General features: G+C 69.0%; 20 protein-coding genes. 12 read left to right on the top strand and 8 right to left on the bottom strand.

The window, feature by feature from the left end:
- The first annotated feature begins 11 nt into the window (after positions 1-11).
- A complete protein-coding gene (locus BJY22_RS05635) occupies positions 12-794 on the top strand; it encodes a sugar phosphate isomerase/epimerase family protein (RefSeq protein ID WP_167204095.1) in 783 nt (260 codons plus the stop codon).
- Here BJY22_RS05635 and BJY22_RS05630 read toward each other — a convergent pair.
- Positions 761-1,321, bottom strand: a complete 561-nt coding sequence (locus BJY22_RS05630; RefSeq protein ID WP_167204094.1) for a TetR/AcrR family transcriptional regulator — start codon at positions 1,319-1,321, stop codon at positions 761-763. The two genes, BJY22_RS05635 and BJY22_RS05630, sit on opposite strands and share 34 nt — an antisense overlap.
- Before the next feature lie 125 nt (positions 1,322-1,446).
- Between BJY22_RS05630 and BJY22_RS05625 the strand changes: the two genes are divergently transcribed.
- Positions 1,447-2,580 (top strand): FAD-dependent oxidoreductase, encoded by a 1,134-nt coding sequence (locus BJY22_RS05625; RefSeq protein ID WP_167204093.1) that lies wholly within the window; start codon positions 1,447-1,449, stop codon positions 2,578-2,580.
- Here BJY22_RS05625 and BJY22_RS05620 read toward each other — a convergent pair.
- Positions 2,577-3,578, bottom strand: a complete 1,002-nt coding sequence (locus tag BJY22_RS05620) for a LacI family DNA-binding transcriptional regulator (protein ID WP_167204092.1) — start codon at positions 3,576-3,578, stop codon at positions 2,577-2,579. The two genes, BJY22_RS05625 and BJY22_RS05620, sit on opposite strands and share 4 nt — an antisense overlap.
- 262 nt (positions 3,579-3,840) lie before the next feature.
- Here BJY22_RS05620 and arfA point away from each other — a divergent pair, with 262 nt between their 5' ends.
- From arfA to BJY22_RS05590, 6 genes are all read left to right on the top strand, one after another.
- Positions 3,841-5,328, top strand: coding sequence for an arabinosylfuranosidase ArfA (gene arfA / locus BJY22_RS05615; RefSeq protein ID WP_167204091.1), 1,488 nt, complete (start codon positions 3,841-3,843; stop codon positions 5,326-5,328).
- A 19-nt stretch (positions 5,329-5,347) separates the two neighbouring features.
- On the top strand, positions 5,348-7,564 hold the full coding sequence (locus BJY22_RS05610; protein WP_337758237.1) for a family 43 glycosylhydrolase: 2,217 nt from the start codon (positions 5,348-5,350) through the stop codon (positions 7,562-7,564).
- Between the two features lie 3 nt (positions 7,565-7,567).
- The gene (locus tag BJY22_RS05605; protein ID WP_167204090.1) at positions 7,568-8,458 is read left to right on the top strand and encodes a glycoside hydrolase family 43 protein; all 891 of its coding nucleotides are present in this window, start codon (positions 7,568-7,570) and stop codon (positions 8,456-8,458) included.
- A 57-nt stretch (positions 8,459-8,515) separates the two neighbouring features.
- Positions 8,516-9,427, top strand: a complete 912-nt coding sequence (locus tag BJY22_RS05600) for a hypothetical protein (protein ID WP_337758236.1) — start codon at positions 8,516-8,518, stop codon at positions 9,425-9,427.
- A 1-nt stretch (position 9,428) separates the two neighbouring features.
- Complete coding sequence (locus tag BJY22_RS40970; protein WP_202891003.1) at positions 9,429-10,292, top strand: hypothetical protein; 864 nt, start codon at positions 9,429-9,431, stop codon at positions 10,290-10,292.
- Positions 10,293-10,415: 123 nt separating this feature from the next.
- Positions 10,416-11,348: a hypothetical protein gene (locus BJY22_RS05590; RefSeq protein WP_238350293.1), complete on the top strand. Its 933-nt coding sequence runs from the start codon at positions 10,416-10,418 to the stop codon at positions 11,346-11,348.
- Here BJY22_RS05590 and pdxR read toward each other — a convergent pair.
- The gene (pdxR, locus tag BJY22_RS05585; protein ID WP_167204089.1) at positions 11,335-12,702 is read right to left on the bottom strand and encodes a MocR-like pyridoxine biosynthesis transcription factor PdxR; all 1,368 of its coding nucleotides are present in this window, start codon (positions 12,700-12,702) and stop codon (positions 11,335-11,337) included. The genes BJY22_RS05590 and pdxR overlap by 14 nt on opposite strands.
- Before the next feature lie 48 nt (positions 12,703-12,750).
- Here pdxR and sigJ point away from each other — a divergent pair, with 48 nt between their 5' ends.
- The 3 genes from sigJ to BJY22_RS05570 all read left to right on the top strand — a co-directional run bounded on the left by sigJ (position 12,751) and on the right by BJY22_RS05570 (position 15,682).
- Entirely contained in the window at positions 12,751-13,695 is a 945-nt protein-coding gene (gene sigJ / locus BJY22_RS05580; RefSeq protein WP_167204088.1) for an RNA polymerase sigma factor SigJ, read from the top strand.
- An 82-nt stretch (positions 13,696-13,777) separates the two neighbouring features.
- On the top strand, positions 13,778-14,950 hold the full coding sequence (locus BJY22_RS05575) for an NAD(P)/FAD-dependent oxidoreductase (RefSeq protein WP_167204087.1): 1,173 nt from the start codon (positions 13,778-13,780) through the stop codon (positions 14,948-14,950).
- A gap of 57 nt (positions 14,951-15,007) precedes the next feature.
- Positions 15,008-15,682, top strand: coding sequence for a pyridoxamine 5'-phosphate oxidase family protein (locus BJY22_RS05570; RefSeq protein WP_167204086.1), 675 nt, complete (start codon positions 15,008-15,010; stop codon positions 15,680-15,682).
- Here BJY22_RS05570 and BJY22_RS05565 read toward each other — a convergent pair.
- The 5 genes from BJY22_RS05565 to BJY22_RS05545 all read right to left on the bottom strand — a co-directional run bounded on the left by BJY22_RS05565 (position 15,679) and on the right by BJY22_RS05545 (position 19,353).
- Positions 15,679-16,488: an ABC transporter permease gene (locus BJY22_RS05565; protein ID WP_238350292.1), complete on the bottom strand. Its 810-nt coding sequence runs from the start codon at positions 16,486-16,488 to the stop codon at positions 15,679-15,681. The genes BJY22_RS05570 and BJY22_RS05565 overlap by 4 nt on opposite strands.
- Complete coding sequence (locus BJY22_RS05560) at positions 16,485-17,447, bottom strand: ATP-binding cassette domain-containing protein (protein WP_167204085.1); 963 nt, start codon at positions 17,445-17,447, stop codon at positions 16,485-16,487. Before BJY22_RS05560 ends, BJY22_RS05565 begins: the two co-directional genes overlap by 4 nt.
- A gap of 132 nt (positions 17,448-17,579) precedes the next feature.
- On the bottom strand, positions 17,580-18,104 hold the full coding sequence (locus BJY22_RS05555; RefSeq protein ID WP_167204084.1) for an EXLDI protein: 525 nt from the start codon (positions 18,102-18,104) through the stop codon (positions 17,580-17,582).
- A 115-nt stretch (positions 18,105-18,219) separates the two neighbouring features.
- A complete protein-coding gene (locus BJY22_RS05550) occupies positions 18,220-18,828 on the bottom strand; it encodes a hypothetical protein (protein WP_167204083.1) in 609 nt (202 codons plus the stop codon).
- Between the two features lie 264 nt (positions 18,829-19,092).
- A complete protein-coding gene (locus BJY22_RS05545; protein WP_167204082.1) occupies positions 19,093-19,353 on the bottom strand; it encodes a cell division protein CrgA in 261 nt (86 codons plus the stop codon).
- Positions 19,354-19,452: 99 nt separating this feature from the next.
- Here BJY22_RS05545 and BJY22_RS05540 point away from each other — a divergent pair, with 99 nt between their 5' ends.
- Positions 19,453-20,223 (top strand): DUF881 domain-containing protein, encoded by a 771-nt coding sequence (locus tag BJY22_RS05540; RefSeq protein ID WP_167204081.1) that lies wholly within the window; start codon positions 19,453-19,455, stop codon positions 20,221-20,223.
- Positions 20,224-20,232: the final 9 nt, after the last annotated feature.

Here is a 20,232-nt window from a genome sequence, read left to right as displayed (position 1 = left end):
CAGATAGGTCCATGCGCTTAGGTTTCGCCACCCTCGGTTGTCCAGGAGCTCCGCTCGACGACGTCCTCGCGCTTGCGCAGGGCAACAACTTCACCGGACTGGAGCTCCGCGCCGCGCCGGACGAGTTCACGCACACCGGCCTGTCCGCGGCGCAGCGGCGTGAGCTGCGCGCCCGGATCGAGGACGCCGGCCTGCAGATCTTCGCGGTCAGCAGCTACGTGAAGCTGTGCGCGGTCGAGGACCAGGCACTTGAGCCCCATCTCGAGCTCGCCGCAGATCTCGGTGCGCTCGGCGTTCGGGTGTTCCCGGGTGACGATCCGGGCGACGGTACGACGGAAGGTCCGAGCGCCGGTGAGATCCGCGCCCTCGACCGTGTGACGTCCGCGCCCCGGGACGTGCCGATCCTGCTCGAGACGCACGACTCGCACTCGACGGCCCGCCAGGTCGCCGCGTTCCTCTCGGTGCTCGACACCGACGTACCCGGGCACAACGTGAAGGCCCTCTGGGACAGCTCGCACACCTGGTCGCACGGCGAGACCCTGGCCGAGTCGTTCGCGCTGCTGCGGCCGTGGCTGGAGCTCGTGCAGTTCAAGCAGGCGGACTCGCGGCAGGACTACCGCCCGGTCGCGATCGACGAGGGCGACTTCCCGATCGACGAGCTGCTCGCGGTTCTCGACGGCACCGACTACCCGCTTTCGCTCGAGTGGGAGCTGAAGTGGCACCCGCACCTGCCGTCATTGGCGCAGACGCTGCCCGCCGTTCACTCCTGGTTGGGCGACGGCTCGGTCAAGTAGCGGTTGACGGTCGGCCCGAGCCAGGCGACCGCCTCGTCGGTCGACAGATCCACCACTGGCCGTAGCTGGAGGATGTAGCGGCACAGCGCGAACCCGAGCGCCTGTGTCGCGATCAGCCCTGCCCGCACGTCCGGCCGGTCGATCGCGGCCTGCTGGAACGCCGGCGTCAGCTGCCCGATGAACAGCGCCCGCATGCGCTCGGCCGCCGCCTCGTTGGTCACCGCGGTCCGGAGCAGCACGCGGAGCGTGTCGTCCTCCTCCCATCGCTCGATCAGATGCCGGACCAGCACCTCCCCGAGCCTCTCCTTCGGTACGTCGCGCAACTCCGGCATCCGTACGTCGAAGTCGGCCGCCGCCGCGAACAACTTCTCCTTGTTGCCGTAGTACCGCATCACCATCGCCGGGTCGATCGCCGCGTCCGCCGCGATCGCCCGGATCGTCGCTCGCTCGTACCCGTCCGCGCCGAACCGCTCACGGGCCGCCGCGAGGATCGCCGCCCGGGTCCGGTCGGACTTCTTCTCCGCCATGTGCACAGCATATGCCAACACTTGTTGACTTCTTGATCCGGGACGCCTAACGTAAAAGTCAACAAGCGTTGATAAACACCAAGGACCCTCAGCTCCGCTCGGGGCAGGGTGGGGAAGGAGCGACGATGACTCCGCAGGAAGCAACAGTCGTGGTGGTGGGTGCGGGTCCGGTCGGGCTCGCGGTGGCGGTCGGTCTCCGGCTGCACGGGCACGACGTGGTGGTGGTCGACAAGCAGGCCGAGGGTGCGAACACCTCACGCGCCTGTGTGATCCACCCCCGGACGCTGGAGGTGCTCGAGGAGCTCGGGGTGACCAAGCGGCTCGTCGAGCTCGGTCTGCAACTGCAGGACTTCTCGATCCGCGCCGACGACCACCAGTTGGTCCCGGTCGGGTTCGCGGACCTGCCGACCGCCTACCCGTTCGTGACGATGATCCCGCAGCCGGTCACCGAGCAGGTGCTGCTCGAGCGGCTGGAGGAGCTCGGCGGATCCGTACTCCGTCCGTACGCCGCGACCGGCCTCGCCCAGACCGCCGACGGTGCCGAGGTCACGCTGGACAACGCCGACGTGATCAAGGCGCAGTACGTCGTCGCGGCCGACGGCATGAACAGCACGATCCGTGAGCTCGCCGGACTGCGGATGCCGGGCAACACGCTGCAGATCTCGTGCAGTCTGGTGGACGTCCGCGTCGACGGCGGCCTCCCGGCGGACGAGGTCGCGCTGTACTTCGCCTCTGCCGGGCTGCTCGTGGTGGCGCCGCTGCCGGACGGATCCTTCCGCCTGGTGGCCGAGGTCCCCGATGCGCCGGAGCACCCGGACCTCCCGTACGCGCAGCAGCTCCTGGCCGACCGCGGCCCGCGGAAGTCGGACCCGAAGGTGACCGAGGTGATCTGGGGATCGAGGTTCCGGATCCACGAGCGGGTCGCCGACAACTACCGGGCCGGCCGCGTGCTGCTCGCCGGCGACGCGGCCCACACGCACAGCCCGGCCGGCGGTCAGGGCATGAACCTCGGCCTCCGCGACGCGGTCACGCTGGCGAACGCGCTGTCGACCGCCCTGGGTGGGGACGACACGGCCCTCGACGAGTACGCGACGACCTGCCGCGCCGAAGCGGTCCGCGTGATCGCGCTGGCACACCGGCTGACCCGGCTCGCCAACGTCCCGCGCGCGATCCGTCCGGTGCGCAACGCCGTACTCGGCCTGATCGGTCGCGCGAACAAGACGCAGCACGGCCTGGCGATGCAGCTCGCAGGCCTCTAACCGGCCGTCGACTCGCGGATCTGCAGGGTGTACGGGACGGTGAGGTCGCGGTGGGTGGAGCCGCCGTTCCCGGCGATCCGGTCGAGCAGCAGGGCGACTGCGTTCTCGGCCAGCCACTCCTTGTCGGGCGAGATCGTGGTCAGCGACGGGGAGTGGTACCGGCCGTCCTCGATGTCGTCGAAGCCCACCACAGCAACATCCTCCGGCACCCGGAGTCCGGCCTCAGCCAGGCTCCGCAGGGCGCCCAGGGCGAGCAGGTCGTTGAAGCAGAACACCGCATCCGGCGGCTCCGGCAACGCCAGCAGTTCGCGCATCGACGCGGCGCCGTCCGGCCGGTGGTAGCCGGTGCCGGCCAGCTCGAGCGCGGGGTCGTGCGGCAGTCCGGCCGCCTTCAGCGCCTTCCGGTACCCCTTCCGCCGTACCGCTCCGGTGCCGGCTCCCCCGCCGACACCGATTGCCGCGATCCGGCGGCGCCCGATCGAGACGAGATGCGTGGTGGCGTCGTACGACGCCTGGACCGAGTCGACCGCGACGTGGTCGAACTGGCCGCCGGCCGGCCGCTCGCCGAGCAGCACCAGTGGCTTCCCGGTGTCCGCGGCGGTGAGTCTGGCCGGAGCGGTCGTGATCGGCGAGAAGATGATGCCGTCGATCAGTTGCCCGCGCATCCCGTCCAGGACGAACCGCTCGGCGGCGGCCTCGCCCTCGGTCTGGTCGATCAGCACGGTGATCCCGCGGCGTTTCGCGGCCCGGCTGATCTCCGCGCCGAGCTCCGCGAAGTACGGCGAACCCATCTCCGGGACCGCCAGCGCGATGAAGTCCGAGCGGCCCTTGCGCAGCGAGCGGGCGCTGACGTTCGGCTTGTAGTCCAGGGCGGCGATCGCGGCCTCGACCTTGGCGCGGGTCTGCGCGGTGATGTGTGGATAGTCGTTGATCACGTTCGAGACGGTCTTCACCGACACGCCGGCCCGCGCGGCCACATCGCTCAGCCTGGTCGCCATCGGAGAACCTCCTGTCACCGGTCTGTCGCCCGAGTGTGCCACGCCGCCCCGCTCCGCGGCCCCCGCCGCATCCACCGCCCCGCCCGCATTTCCCTGGCTGACCCATCAGTTCTGGGGTTCGTCACCACGAATCACGGTGCAGAACCCAGAAGTTGGTAGGTCAGCCAGGCAAATGCGGAAGGGGCGTGAGGTCTTTACAGGGGGATGTCCATCGTTGTAGACATCCACGTTAAACGTTGTAGACGACTTCTGGGGAGGCCCTGTGGCTCGACTCGTGGTGGACCCCGCGTTCGTGATCGGTGCGTTGGACCGTCGGCTGTTCGGCTCGTTCGTCGAGCACATGGGCCGCTGCGTCTACACCGGCATCTACGAGCCCGGGCACCCGAGCGCCGACCCGGACGGCTTCCGGCAGGACGTTCTCGAGCTGGTCCGCGAGCTGGGTGTGACGGCGGTCCGCTACCCCGGCGGCAACTTCGTCTCGAACTACGACTGGGAGGACGGCGTCGGGCCGAAGGACCAGCGGCCGCAGCGGCTCGACCTGGCATGGCGCGCGATCGAGTCGAACCAATTCGGCACCGACGAGTTCGTCGCCTGGTCGCGGAAGGCGCAGGTCGAGCCGATCTGGGCGGTGAACCTCGGGACCCGCGGCATCCGCGACGCGGTCAACCTGCTCGAGTACTGCAACCTCCCGGCCGGAACCGCCCTGTCCGACCGCCGGGTCGCGAACGGCAGCCCCGCACCGCACGCCATCCGGACCTGGTGTCTCGGCAACGAGATGGACGGGCCGTGGCAGATCGGTCACAAGACCGCCGAGGAGTACGCCCGGCTCGCCGAGGAGACCGCGAACGCGATGCGCCGCGTCGAGCCCGGGCTGGAACTGGTCGCGTGCGGGTCGAGCAACGCGGGTATGCCGACGTTCGGCGAATGGGAGCGCGTCGTCCTCGAGCGCACCTACGACCTGGTCGACCACATCAGCCTGCACGCGTACTACGAGCCGCGCGACGGCGGCCAGGCGAGCTTCCTCGCCGCCGCCGAGGAGATGGACCGGATGATCACGTCGGTGATCGCGACCGCCGACCACGTGAAGGCGCTGAAGCGCAGCGACAAGGAGCTCACGCTCTCCTTCGACGAATGGAACGTCTGGTACCAGCAGCACTTTCCCGGCGAACTCGGCCTCGGCATCCGCGAGGTCGCCCCGCTGATCGAGGACACCTACACCGTCGACGACGCGGTCGTGGTCGGCAGCCTGCTGATCACGCTGCTCCGGCACGCGGACCGGGTGAAGATCGCTTGCCTCGCGCAACTGGTCAACGTGATCGGCCCGATCCGCACCGAGCCCGGCGGCCGCGCCTGGCGGCAGACGATCTTCTACCCGTTCGCGCTGACGGCGCGGTACGCCGGCCCGACCGTGCTGCAGACGGCGATCACCGGCGGTCCCGAGATCGACACCGCCGCCTTCGGCCGCGTGCCCGCGCTGTGGAGCACAGCGACGTACGACGAGAACACCGGGGAGACCGCGATCTTCGTGGTGAACCGGAGTGAGACCGACAAGGTCGACCTGGAGGTTCCAGTGGCTGGACGCTTGGTCCGCCATCTGGCTCTGTACGACGAGGACCGGTCCGCGGTGAACACCGCGGACGATCCGGACCGGGTCCAGCCCCGGGCCGTCGACACCACCGAGGTTGTCGACGGTGTGTGCCGTGCCACGTTGCCGCCCGCATCGTGGCATCTGATCCAGCTCAGCAGTTGACGCGAGAGGGGACCCGCCCGTGCCTCCGAAACGACTACTCGCCGCAGCACTCACCGTGTTCGCGCTGGCCGCCGGTACGTCGGCCGCCCAGGCCGCACCCGAGCCGCCGGTGCAGACCACCAATCCGATCTCGTCCAGCTTCGCCGACACCTTCGCCGACCCGGCGATCATCCAGGGCCGGGACGGCTACTGGTACGCGTACGCCACCTCCGACCCGCTGGTGGCGAACGGCCCGTTCGGCCTGATGCACATGGCCCGGACCAAGGACTTCAGCTCCTGGGAGTACCTCGGCACGGTCTTCGACGACCAGACCAAACCGGCCTGGGCCGCGCCGGGCTCGTTCTTCTGGGCCCCCGACATCCGGTACTTCGGCGGCCGCTACGTCATGTACTTCACCGTCACCGACACCGCGGCGAACGCCGGCGGCGACCCGGCGATCGGCGTGGCCACCGCGCCGACACCGGCCGGACCGTGGACCGCGACCGGCGGCCCGGTCGTCACCCCGAAGCCCGACGGCAACGGCGGGTACTTCGGCACGATCGACCCGGCGATGCTGACCGCCGCCGACGGCAAGCGGTACCTGTACTACGGCGGCTTCTACGGCGGCATCTCCGTCACCGAACTCTCCGCCGACGGCCTGCACGCGGTCGGCACGCCCACGCAGGTGACGATCGGCGACCGGTACGAGGGCTCGTACGTCGTCTACCGCGACGGCTGGTACTACTTCATGGGCTCGTCGATGAACTGCTGCGCCGGCCCGACCACCGGGTACTCCGTCTTCGCCGGCCGCTCGCGCTCGCCGCGCGGCCCGTTCGTGGACGCCGACGGCGTACCGCTGACCGACTCTCGCGTCGGCGGTACGACGGTCATCACCCAGAACGGCAACCAGTGGATCGGCCCCGGCCACCACGCGTTCATGACCGACGCGGCCGGCCAGGACCACATCGTCTACCACGCCATCGACCGCGGTACGCCGTGGCTGACCAACCCGTTCGGGATCAACCGGCGGCCGATGCTGATCGACAAGATCGACTGGATCGACGGCTGGCCAAGAACCCGCGCCGGCCTCGGCCCGTCCGGAAGCCCTGTCCCCGCACCCACGACGGGCTCCGCACTGGGCATCGACTCGACCGACCCGGCGGCAGGCCTCCAAGGTGCCACCAAGCAGCCAGGCGACGCGCTCGGTGGACCCACAGCAGCGATCAACGGCGCAGCCCGAACCCGCCAGGCGGCACCGGCCGGCTCCCTCCGGGTGGAAGCGGATGCCCGGCTCGGCAACTCCGTCACGACAGTCCTGGGTGATCAGGTGGTGGCGACTGTCGCGAACAACCGCCTGACGGTGACAGTCGGCCCTCGTACGTCGTCCGCGAACCTGCCGGCCACCTTCGACCGCACCCAGTGGAACAAACTGTCCGTCCAGGTCTCCGGATCCACCGTGACAGCACGACTCGACGACGCAGGCCTAGGAGAGGTGTACGGCGAGGTGCGGCTGGACGTGCCGGGGCTGAAGCTCGGGTCTGCGCCCGTGCGGTGGTTCGGGTCGGCCGAGGTGGACAACCTGACGGTCCGCTCGGTCGCGAAGCCGGTGACCAAGCTCGCCGACGTACCGCAGACCGGCAACCTGCTGGCCGGCGACGAGTTCGACGGTGCGCTCGGTGCGGACTGGTCGTGGGTCCGGCAGGACGACAAGGCGACTGTTGCCAACGGCAAGTTGTCGTGGCCGCTGGAGAACGCCGACCTGGTCGGGTCGGGCAACACCGCGGGGCTGCTCTTCCACACCGCGCCCGCCGGGGACAGCTGGATCGCGGAGACCAAACTGCACCTCGACACCGGCGAGGGCGACATCCGCAACTACCAGCAGGCCGGCATGATCGCGTACCTGAACGACAGCGACTTCGCCCGCCTCGGCAACGTCGCGATCTGGAAGACTCGCCAGACGGAGTACGGGCGTGAGCTCGTGGCGCGGCCGTCGGACGGCGCGACGTCGTACGGCGCGGCCGCGATCGGACGCTCGGCGCCGACGCTGTGGATGCGGCTCGCGTACCACAAGAACGCCGCGGGTGAGCACGTGTACCGCGCCGCGACCTCGGTGGACGGCAAGAACTGGACCTGGGGCGCGTCCTGGGTGCTGCCGTCGGCCGCGAAGATCGGCCTCTACGCCCACGGCGAGTTCACCGGCGCCAACCCGCCACCGGTCGCCACCTTCGACTACCTCAAGTTCTACGAAAGCAAGTAAAAAATGGGATTCTCCAATCCGGTGTACGACGGCAGCTTCGCCGATCCGCAGATCATTGCGGTGGGCAACGAGTACTTCGCGTTCGCGACCAACGGTCCGCTCGGTAACGTGCAGACGCTGACCTCCCGCGACCTGGTGTCGTGGGAGGTCGTCGGGGACGCGTTGCCGTCGTTGCCGGATTGGACGGGTCCCGGGCGGGTGTGGGCGCCGGAGGTCGCCGTGCACGCGGCCGACCGGTACGTCATGTACTACACGTCGCGCGACGTCGCGGCGGGCCGGCAGGCGGTCGGCGTCGCGGTGGCGCCCACACCCACAGGTCCATATGTCGACAAATCGACCAAGCCACTGATCAGTCAGGCCCACGAGGGCGGGTCGATCGACGCCTCGCCGTTCCAGGACTCGACCGGCCGGCGCTGGCTGTACTGGAAGAACGACGGCAACGCGATCGGCGTGGACACCTGGATCTACGTGTCCGAGCTCTCCGCGGACGGTCTCACCCTGGTCGGTCCGGCACGGCGGATGATCAAGCAGGACCTGCCGTGGGAGGGCAACCTGGTCGAGGCGCCGTACATGGTCGAACGGAACGGGAAGTTCCACCTCTTCTACTCCGGCAACGCCTTCGACAAGGCGACGTACGCCGTCGGTCATGCGCTGTGCGAGTCGCCGACCGGGCCGTGCGTGAAGTCCGGCGACCCGATCCTCTCCAGCTCGCCCGATGCCGCCGGGCCGGGGCACAACATGGTCCTCGGCGACTGGTTCGTCTACCACGCGTGGGATCCGGAGCAGGTCGGCACCGACCCGAAGGGCCGAACGATGTGGCTCTCCCGGCTGACCTGGGACGGCGACACTCCGGTCGTCCAGCCGCCGATCGCACGCAACCCACTGGACCCGTAACCTTTCCGGCCCCGCCCACATCAAGGTCTGTGGAGGCACTGGACCTGAGGAGGGGCCGTGAACAGACCCAAGGCCGCTGCGAGCATTGTGGGCGCGATCGCCCTGGCCGCCGTCGCGTTCGTACCAACAGCGCAGGCCGCGGAGACCACAGCACGGTCCGCGACCGCGGCCTGCCAGCTGTACTCCGGCTCGGTGACACCCGCCGGTGCGCAGACGTCCGCCGAGGTGACGGCCGGCACGCCGCCGACGATGACCGGACCGGCCACTGTCGGTCCGTCCGTCTTCCCGGCCGGTCAGGTCCGCCTGAGCTCCACGTTCGAGGCCGAGCCCAACATCGGCGGCATCGACCGGACGGGGTACGTGGTGCAGGGAGACGCCCTGTACCTGCGGTCCTACAACTTCTCCGACGGCATCGACCAGACCAAGCGGATCGGCGGCGGCTGGACGAACTTCACCGCGCTCGAGGTCTCGCATTTCGAGTACACAGCCGGCCGGATCAGTCACTGGCTGGCGTACGGACTCCGCAACGACGGGACGCTGTTCCGCTGGCAGGTCAGCGGCGCCGGGTGGCGCAGCGCCGGGTCGGCCACCGGGTTCGGGGCGGTCAAGTCGATGGCCCTGATCAGCAAGACGACGACGTACGACACATTCCTCGCCAACACTCGCAGTGGTGCTCTCTACACCATCCGCATCCCGATCACCTCGCCGATGAAACCGATCGTCACCAAGGTCCGCGCCGGCACCTGGCAGGGCTTCGAGGCGATGATCGCGAACAAGTGCGGCAACTACGGGACCCTGCTGCTCGGCATCGACAAGGACACCAAGACCGGCCACCTGTACGCCGTCGGGCACGCGAACGGCACGTCCACGGTGATCAACGGCCTCGGCAAGGTCAACGGCACGTTCCCGGATCCGGTGAACTTCCGCTGGGGCGTGGTCTGGTACCTCGATCCGCTGAACGGAGACTGACATGAAACGCTGGACAGTGCTGTCTGCGGCCGCACTGCTGCTCGCCGGAACCGCTCCGGCGGGGACCGCGAACGCCGCCGGGACGACTACGGAGCGAACGGCCGGGACGTGTGACGTCAGCCTGAGCTCGTTCGGACCGGAGGGGCATCCGACGACCGGGCTCGGTCCGGTGCGCCTGGCTTCGACCTCGACCCAGCTGGCGTACGGGCACGGTCTCGACCTCTCCGGCTGGGCGGTGTCGGGCGACAGGGCGTACTACTGGTACTACTCGCTGACCAACGAGGCCGAGGTCGACCCGGGCATGCCGCGCGGCGCCCAGCCGGTCGGCGGAGGTTGGTCGGCGTACAAGGCGCTCGAGGTGTCGCAGTTCGCGGCGAAGGGCGCGACGACGCGGAACACCGCGTACGGACTGTCCGGCGACGGGACCCTGCGGCGGTGGAGCTTCGACGTCAACATTCCGTGGAGGTTCAAGGCCACCGGGTCGGCGCCCGGTTTCGCCGCGGTGAAGTCGATGGCGTTGATCAGCAAGACCGCGACGTACGACACGTTCCTGGCCAACACCCGCGGCGGCGCGCTGTACACCATCCGCATCCCGGTCGGCGCGCCGATGAAGCCGGTGGTCAAGCCGGTCCGGACCCGCACGTGGCAGGGCTTCGAGAAACTCGTCGCCACCAAGTGCGGTCAGTACGGCACGTTCCTGGTCGGCGTCGACTTCGACACCAGGACCGCCTATCAGTATGCCGTTGGCCATGCCAACGGCACGGCCACGGTGATCGTCGGCCTCGGCCGCCGGAGCGGTACCTTCCCGGCGCGTGCCTACTTCCGGTGGGCCACCAATCCCTACGAGCCGCTCAACGGCGACTGAGGACCAGCCCTGGGGCGGGCGACACCCCAGTCGTCCAACCACCGGTGCGAAACAACCCCACGAGCCCCTGACAGGGGTCAGCCTCCTCCGTATCGTGCTTGGTGGGGAGAGGGGGGACGACAGATGTCCGGATCGAGCATCAAGGTGGCCGGCCTCATGGTCGGCATGGCAGTTCTTCTCACGACGGCGATCACGCCGCCTGCGCAAGCCCGAGTAGCGACCGCAGGCGGTACGGCGGTCACTTGCACCATGGACGTCGGATCTGTGACCGCGTCCGGGGACCACACCTACCGCCGCGTCACCGCCGGTACGCCGCCGACGATGGCGGTCGTACCCAACCGAGTGGCGAAAGGCGTCTACGCACCGGGCCAGGTTCGGCTCAGCTCCACCTTCGTCAACGAGCCTGACGTCGCCGCCACCTTCCATATCAGCGGGTGGGTGGTCCAAGGCAGCGCCTTGTACCGCAGTAGTTACTCGCTGGCAGGCGGTGTCCTGGGGGATCCACCCGTGCTGACCCGGATCGGCGGAGGATGGACGGATTTCAAACTCGTCGAGGAAGCCGAATACGCTCAGGTCGAGAACGCCGGGGTCCTCCGGAACTACGAGTACGGGCTGAGAACCGACGGGCTGCTCGTGCGGTGGCAGAACATCAACGGCGTCTGGCGCCGCAACGCCGGTGGGGCGGGGTTCGAGTCGGTCAAGACGATGGCGCTGATCAGCAAGACCGCGACGTACGACACCTTCCTGGCGAACACCCGAGGCGGGGCGCTCTACACGATCCGGATCAGCACCTCGGTGCCGGCGACGTTCGACGTGCGGCGGGTGCGTACCACGACCTGGCACGTGTTCGAGACATTGATGGCCGTGAAGTGTGGTGTCTACGGCACGCTGCTGCTCGGGATCGACAAAGGCACGAAGTCCGGTTACCTGTATGCCGTCGGGCACGCGAACGGACTGTCCACGGTGATCAAGGGACTCGGCAAGGTCCAAGGCGCGTTCCCAGATCCGATTGACTTCCGCTGGCGCAACGAGTTCGACCCGCTCAACGGCGACTGAGGACCTCGGTCAGGATGGTCAGGGCTCGGTGCAGGTCGGGGGTTGACGGTGTCGCGTAGCCGATCACGAGTCCTGGCGGTCCTGGCACGGTACGGCGGTACTCGGACAGGGCCGCGACCACCACGCCGGCTTCTCGCGCGGCGGCGGCGATCCGGGTGTCGTCCACGTCGTCGGGCAGCAGCAGCGTGATGTGCAGCCCGGCGTCCTGGCCGATGACCTGACCGTACGGCGCGAGGACCGCACAGGTGTGGGTACGGCGGTCCGCGTACAGCCGGCGCCCGCGACGGACGGCCAGATCGAGGTAGCCGTCGCGCAGCATCGCGAGCAGAGCGGCCTGCATCGGCCAGCCGGGCCAGTCGCCGGAGTTGGCGCGGAAAGCGGCCAGCCGCTCGACCATCGTCTCGGACGCGACCAGCCAGCCCAGGCGGAGCGAGGGACTGAGCGTTTTCGACAACGTGCCCAGGTGGACGACGCGCTCCAGGTCGAGCTGCGCCAGCGCGGGCAGCGGCGCGACGTCGTACCGGAACTCGCTGTCGTAGTCGTCCTCGATCAGCAGGCTGCCGGTCCGGCGCGCCCAGCGGACCAGTTCGTTGCGCCGGGCAACGGGTAGCCGGCCGCCGAGCGGGTACTGGTGGGACGGCGTCACGTAGACGGCCGCGACGTCGTCGGTCAGTGCGCCGACCTGCAGACCGTCCTCGTCGACCGGGACGTCGACGATCTCGAGCCGGTGGTCGTTCGCGGCGGCCACCGCGTTCAGGTACCCGGGGTCCTCGATCGCGATCCGGTCGCCGGGCCGCTGTGTGACGGCGAGCAGCAGGCGCAGTCCGTGGACGGTGCCATTGGTGACGAGCACGTTCTCCGGTCCGCACGCGATCCCGCGGACGCGCGCGACATGTTCGGCGAGCGCGGTACGCAGCGCGGGAAGGCCGGCCGCGTCGTCGTACCCACCCGGTGGCGACTGCGTGGACACCTCGCGCCACGCGCGCCGCCAGCCGGGGTCGGGCGTCGGGGCGATGTACGGGATCCCCGGGCGGAGCGTGAGGAGGTTCGCGTCGGCGTCGGGGTGATGCGGTGTGCGGCGTCGTACGGCGGGCTGCAGTGGCGCGACGTCCGTGACGAAGGTGCCGGCGCCGGTGCGGCCCTCGATCCATCCCTCGGCGTGGAGCTGGTCGTACGCCGCTTGGGTCACGGAGCGGGAGACAGACAACTCCCGGGCGAGGTCCCGCGTCGACGGCAGCCGGTGGCCGGCCTGGAGCCGTCCGTCCAGCACGGCGGCCCGGAACTGCTGGGCCAGCTGCAGATGCAGCGGCACGCCCGAAGCGCGCTCGATCGTCAACGGCAGCGAACTCTGCACGGCGTCCAGTGTCCCGTACGTGATGATCTTCGCTATTACTATCGCCGTATGACGATGACCGCGGAGGACGTGGCTCGGTTCGAGCAGTCCCGACACCGCCTCGAGGCCATCGCCTACCGCCTGCTCGGATCCGCAGGCGAGGCCGAGGACGCCGTCCAGGAGACTTTCCTGCGCTGGCAGGCCGCGGACATCGACCGCGTCGAGGTCCCCGAGGCGTGGCTGACGAAGGTGCTCACCAACCTCTGCCTCAACCAGCTCGCCTCCGCCCGCGTGCGGCGGGAGACGTACGTCGGCCAGTGGCTCCCCGAACCGCTCCTCGACGGCGACCCGATGCTCGGCCCGGCCGACACCGTCGAACAGCGCGAGTCCGTCTCGTACGCCGTCCTCACGCTGATGGAGCGACTGTCGCCCAACGAGCGTGCGGTCTATGTACTGCGGGAGGCGTTCGACTACCCGCACCGGGAGATCGCCGAGATCCTCGAGATCAGCGAGGCCTCCAGCCAGCAGATCTTCCGCCGGGCCAAGCAGCACTTGGCGGACGGGCGGGCGCGCGCCCAGGTCGACGAGGCCGCAGCACGGCGGATCGTGGAGGAGTTCCTGGCCGCGGCCGCCAGCGGGCAGACCGATGCGATCGTGCGACTGCTGACCGGCGACGCGATCTCGATCGGCGACGGCGGCGGCAAGATCCCGGCCCGGCCCACGGCGGTCGAGGGCGGTCTCGCGGTGGCGCGGTTCCTGCGCGGCCTGTTCAAGCCGAGCGAGGCGAAGCGCAGGTTGTACGGCGGCAAGGCGGACGTCTACGCCCTGCCCGTCAACGGCGAGACGGCGTTCGTGGGAGTCGTCAACGGCGCGGTGGTCGCCGTCATGTGCCTCGAGGTCACCCCCGACGGCATCACCGCGGTCCGCACCCAGGCGAACCCGGACAAGCTGGCCCGCGCGACCCGACTGTTCGCCGCGTCCGAACACGGGGAACCGCTGACGACCGTGCTGTGACCTGCTTCACACCGCCTACCTGTCATGGATCGCCGGGCTGCCCGGTTCAAGGGGCGACACCGATTCAGACGGGAGTACGGATATGAAGCACCGCATCGTCGTTCTCGGCGCCGGGTACTCCGGAGCCATCGCCGCCGGCCGGCTCGCAGCGCGGTTGTACCGCGACGAGGTGAGCGTCACGCTGGTCAACGGCGAGTCCGACTTCGTGGAGCGGGTCCGCATGCACGAGCTCGCCACCGGCCGGGACCTCACGCTGCGTTCGTTCGAGGACATGTACGCCGGGACGGGCGTCGAACTGAAGCTCGCGCAGGTCACCGGGGTGGACGTCGAGCGCAAGACGGTCGCGCTCGACTCGGAGGACCTGGAGTACGACACGCTGGTGTACGCGCTCGGGAGCGGCTGGAACCCGCTGGGCGTCCCGGGAGTCGCCGAGCACGCCTATGAGATCGCGAGCCGCCCCGGTGCGCTGCGGCTGCGTGAGCGCCTGGCCTCGCTGTCCGCGGGCCAGACCGTGACGGTCGTCGGTGCGGGCCTGACGGGCGTCGAGTTCGCGACCGAGATCGCCGAGGCCCGTCCGGATCTCGACGTCGCCGTCGCGGTCCGCGACGAACTCGGCGACTGGCTCTCGCCGAAGGGCCGCCGCCACCTGCGGAAGGTGTTCGACGGGCTCGGCATCACCGTGCACGAGCACGCCGCGGTGGCGAGCGTCGACGCGGACCACGTGACCACGGACGACGGCAGGTCGATCCCGGCCGCGGTCACGGTCTGGACGACCGGGTTCGCCGTCCACCCGATCGCCGCCGCCAGCGGGCTGGAGGTCACCGACACCGGGCGGATCGTGGTCGACGGCACCATGCGGTCGGTCTCGCACCCGGACGTGTACGCCATCGGCGACGCGGCGTACGCCATGGGATCGAAGAACAAGCCGCTGCGGATGTCGTGCGCGTCGGGGCAGCCGATGGCGTGGCAGGCGGCCGACTCCATCGCGGCCCGGTTGACCGGTGGCAAGCTGCCGCACGCGCCGCTGGCCTACTTCAACCAGTGCATCTCGCTGGGCCGCAAGAACGGGCTGATCCAGTACGTGACCACCGACGACCGCGCCGTGAACGCGGCCCTCACCGGCCGGGTCGCCGCCGTCTACAAGGAGCTGATCTGCAAGGGCGCCGCCTGGAGCGTCTCGAACCCGACGCTGGGCCTGCCGACCAAGCGTCGCCACGTCGTCCGGGCGACCGTCTCTGCTGCCCGAGTGGACTAGCTGATTCGCTCCGGAATGGCCCGTGCCGCCAGGCCACTCCGGAGCGAACCTGGTGACATGACCACACTGCAGCCAACCGCCCGGACCTCGCTTCGCCGCTCGAAGGAACGCGCCGCGACCGATCGGCAGGCGCTGTACGACGTCCTGCTCGACGGGATGTTCTGCCACCTCGGTGTCGTGGTCGACGGTGATCCGCTCGTCCTGCCGACGGCGTACGGCGTCGACCTCGACCGGGGGCCGGACGGGACGCTGTACCTGCACGGCTCGGTCGCGGCGCGCAGCGTGGTCGCTGCCCCGCGGCAGACCGTCTGCGTGACGATCACGCACGCCGACGGTCTGGTGCTGGCCCGGTCCGCGTTCCACCACTCGGTGAACTACCGGTCCGCGGTCATCTTCGACGTACCGCGGCTGGTCGACGATCCGGACGAGAAGCTCCACGGCCTCAACCGGATCGTCGACCACCTCGTCCCGGGCCGCTCGCAGGCCGTCCGTCCGCCGAACCGCAAGGAACTGGCGAAGACCTCGGTCCTCGCCCTGTCGCTCACCGAGGCCTCGGTGAAGACCCGGTCCGGAGCCGCCAACGACGACGAGGAAGACCTCGACCTGCCGTACTGGACAGGCGTGATCCCGCTTCACGTCGTCGCCGGCGAACCGGAGAACAACCCCGACTGCGACCTCCTGGTGCCTGCCCACGTCCGCACCCGCGCGAACCTCCTCGGCGCACCGTCCTAGGCCACGGTCCCCTTGTTGTAGTTCTTCTGCGCCCAGAAGTAGCCGACGACCGCGATCGCCACGCACCAGGCCGCGGCGAGCCAGCCGCTGCCGCTGTCGACCGGCGTACCGATCAGCAGGTGCCGCAGGCTGTCGATGATCGGGGTGAACGGCTGGTACTCCGCGAACCAGCGGATGCCGCCCGGCATCGCCTCCAGAGGGATGAAGGTGTTGCTCAGGAACGGCAGCAGCAGGCTGATCGGCAGTACGACGTTGCTCGCACCCTCGGGTGTCTTGCTGGTCAGGCCGAGCGCGATCGCGAACCAGGTCAGGCCGATGGTCAGCCCGATCAGCAGCAGGCTCGCCAGCAACCAGTCGCCGACCGATGCGTTCGGCCGGAACCCGATCAGGACGGCGAACCCGACCACCAGCGCGAGGCTGACGATCGTCACGATCACGTTGCCCAGCACGTGCCCGGTCAGCACGGCCGGCCGGAAGATCGCCATCGTCCGGAACCGGGCCACGATGCCCTCGGTCATGTCCATGCAGACCGCGACCGCGGGCGACATCGTCCCGGACGCGATCGACATCAGCAGGATGCCCGGGGTGAGAAAGTCGATGTAGTCGAACTCCTGTGCCGCGCCCCCGCTCAGACCGGCCGCGAACGTGTCGCCGAAGACCAGACCGAACAGCAGGATCATGATCACCGGCATCCCGAGGGCGCCGAGGGACAGGCCGGGGTAGCGCTGGGCGTGCCGCAGGGTGCGGCGCAGCATGGTGCCGGTGTCGGCCATCGGCCGGATCGTCACGGTGCTCATTTCCGTCATTTCGCAGTCCCCTCGTTCTGAAGAACTTCCTCGTGGCTGGTGGGCTGACCCGTGACGGCGAAGAACACGTCGTCCAGGTCGGGGGTGTGGACAGTCAGCTCGTCGACCTCGAGCGAGGCGTCGTCGATCCGGGCCAGCAGGTCGCGCAGCGCGTGCACGCTGCCGTCGTTCGGCACCTGCAGGACGAGCGTTTCCGGGTTCGGTACGGCGGTCGGCAGCACCCGGCCCGCGAGCGCGAACTCCTCGGGTGAGGTGAACCGCAGGCGGATGTGCCCGCCCGGCGCGAGCCGCTTGAGTTCTTCCGCCGTACCTTGGGCGACCAGCCGGCCGTGGTCGAGGACGGCGATCCGGTCGGCGAGCTGGTCGGCCTCCTCGAGGTACTGCGTGGTGAGCAGCACCGTGACTCCGCCGGCGACCAGTTCGCGGATCATCGTCCACATGCTGTGCCGGCTGCGCGGGTCGAGGCCGGTGGTCGGCTCGTCCAGGAAGATGATCCGCGGGCGGCCGACCAGCGTCATCGCGAGATCGAGCCGGCGCTTCATGCCGCCGGAGTACGTCGACGCCAGCTTCTGACCGGCCTCGACGAGGTCGAACTGTTCCAGGAGTTCGTCCGCCCGGCGGCGCGCCTCCTGCTTGCCGAGGTGGTACAGGTCGGCCATCAGGATCAGGTTCTCCCGGCCCGTCATCAGGCCGTCGACCGCGGAGAACTGGCCGGTGACGCCGATCGCGGCGCGGACCGCCTCGGGGCCGCTGTGCAGGTCGTGGCCCGCCACGCGGATCTCGCCGGTGTCGGCGGCGGCCAGTGTGGACAGGATCCGCACGACAGTGGTCTTGCCGGCGCCGTTCGGGCCGAGCAGGGCGAAGATGGTGCCTTCGGCAACGGTTAGGTCGATGCCGTCGAGTACGAGCTTGTCGCCGTAGGACTTGCGCAGTCCACGGACGTCGATCGCTGATGACATGAGTGGTCCTTGGGTGTTTTCGGGCAGGGGGTACCTGACCCGGGTGGCTTGACGGGTCTGCTGGAGGAGGATTCAGGCGTGCGTGCCCTACCGGCCGACCGCGACGGCGCCGGTGTCTGGTGGTGTTGTCAGTTAGATGTCGAGGTCCTCGACCGCCGGCTGGTCGGCGGCCTCCTCGACGAGGGCGTAGAGGTCCTCCGGGATCAGGGCGCGGAGCTCCTCGATCGTGTCCACGACGTACAGGGTGGCCTCGCCCTGGGCCATGCTCCACGACTGGTCGGTGCTCCAGTTGCCGACCCAGGAGCGCCAGCCGGTCAGGTAGCGCTCGTCGTCGGCGTTCTGCTTGAACTGGCTGCGGCGGTCCGCGTGCAGAACGAACTTGCCGGTCCGGCTGCGGTAGACCTTGAAGGCCTCGTAGCCGTCCTTGCTCGACCGGCCGCCTTCCGCGAGCAGTACGCCGGAGAACCGTTGCTTGCGGCCGGTGCCCCGGCCCACCCGCACGGTGATCTCGTCGTACCCCTCGAGCCGGCCTTCTTCCAGCTCGACGTACTTGCGCAGCGCGATCGAGATCGCCGAGGACAAGTTCCCGGCGAGCTCCTGCGCCCGCTTGTACAGCGGCAGGTCGTCGTCCGACACGTAGATCGTCTTGTTGGGCATCTCTCCTCCTACGTAGAACTATACGCACATGGGTACGCAGATGTCTACGTATAGGCCTACGTAGAAGTGGAGACGGCCGCGACGGGGTCCGTCGCGGCCGTCTCCAGGAGGCTTGCTACCGAGGTGAGTAGAGCCAGGGATGCTCGATGTCGTAGAAGGTCGGCGGTCCGGCGGCGAGGCTGTTCATCTCGTCCATGTCCGCCTGCAGTTCCGCCGGCACCTCTTTCCGCTCGCCTTCGCGGGCCTCGGCCTCGCTGGTGAAGTAGATCGCCATCGTGTAGTCGCCGTCGCCGTACATGGCGACCTCGCTGCCGATGATGTCGGGCCGGAACGCTGCCCATTCGTCGGTGTGCTGACCCATCACGTCACGCGCGCGCTCCGGGTTGCTGCCGGCGCCCTGCATGATCTGGACGAAGCCGGCCGAGTCCGGATCGCCGTGCAGGTCCAGTACGACGTCCTCCGTGTCGTGGAAGGTGGCGCCGTCGCTGAGCAGCGAAGAGAACTCGTGCCACCACTTGTCCTGCGCGGGCTTCTCGCTGTTCCGCCGCGCGGCGTCGGCGGAGTCGAAACGAGCCAGCGCGATGAACTTGCCGTCCGCGGTGACACCGGCAGTCGTCCCCAGCCAGCCGGACGCCTCGGGCGCCAGTTCTTCCATCCACCGATCCATCGCCGTGTGTGCCTGTTCGGCGTCGGTGACCTGCCCCTGAATGACCTGAACGAACATGTGAGACCCTCCCCGTCTCTCAGGCCGCTAGTTGGCATTTCGACGGTACGCCCGCTCGCCGCCGACGTGAACGGTGTGGAAACTCATCGGCTCAAACCTGACTTATCCACAGATTTGGGCGAGTTTTCGACACATTCTGTGGAGAACTCCGCCTCGATCTGGGGATAACTCAACGCAATCGGTGTGCACAACTGGGGATACGGGTGTGGATAACTCGCGGACGTGGGCCGGTCAGGTGTTCGCGTGGTCCGTGCAGTGGAGCGGTCAGACCCACTGGGTGGAGACGACGAAGCCGACTGCGATCAGGCCCATGCCGATCAGCAGGTTCCAGTTGCCCAGGTCGCTCATCACCGGGATGTCCTGGCCGGCCACGTAGAAGACGACCAGCCAGGCGAGCCCGAGCAGCCAGCAGAAGAGCATCAGCGGCGCCACCCACACGCGGCTGGTGGTGCGTGGCCTCTTCGGCGTCTTCTCCGCCTTGACCTTGTCGGTCTTCTTCTTGTTGCGACTGCTCGACTCGGGCACGACTGAACTCCTTGTAAGGACGCATAAGCTGACCGCTGCGGACCTTTTGGGGTCCGGTCCCGGGTTAGCGTAGTGCAGAGAGCAATGTGGAGATCACGGGTGCGTAGGTTGAGGCGGATTTCGCTGTGGCGCGCGGGCGCGCCACTGGCGCTGATGTGCGCCGGTCTGCTGTTCGCGACCAGTGCGACCAACGCTCGCGGTACCGACCTCCGGCCCAGCCGCAACACTACGCTCGCGGGCCTCGTCGAGGAACAGTCCCGCCGCAGCGCCAGCCTGGTGCGCCAGCACGCGGCCCTGACCCAGGACATCGAGAAGCTCCAGGCGCAGCAGGGCTCGATCGACCCGGCGATCTCCAAGCAGCTCAAGGACCTGTCCGAGCAGGTCGGCACCACGCCGGTCACCGGGCCCGGCCTGACCGTGACGCTGAAGGACGCGCCGTCCGAGGTCGTCAAGGAGAACCCGGATGTCGACGCCGACTGGCTGGTGATCCACCAGCAGGACATTCAGGCGGTCGTCAACGCGCTGTGGGCCGGTGGCGCGGACGCGATCTCGATCCAGAACCACCGGGTCATCTCCACCACCGGCATCAAGTGCGTCGGCAACTCCGTCGTACTGCACGGTGTCCCGTACCTCCCGCCGTACAAGATCACCGCGATCGGCGACCGGCGGAAGCTGCAGCAGGCGCTCGACGACTCGCAGTACATCGAGAACCTGCAGGACTACGTGGTGAAGTTCCAGCTCGGGTACGACGTGAAGAACGAGTCCTCGATCTCGATGCCGGCGTACGAGGGCACGCTGGACCTGCAGAGCGCCACCGTCCCCGGCTTCGAACGCACGCCATCGGTCAGCCCCACCGCGTCAGGGCGGTAGCTGTCACAA

This window comes from Kribbella shirazensis (assembly GCF_011761605.1).
GTDB classification, from domain to species: domain Bacteria; phylum Actinomycetota; class Actinomycetes; order Propionibacteriales; family Kribbellaceae; genus Kribbella; species Kribbella shirazensis.
This window is presented reverse-complemented; position numbering and strand designations above follow the sequence as displayed.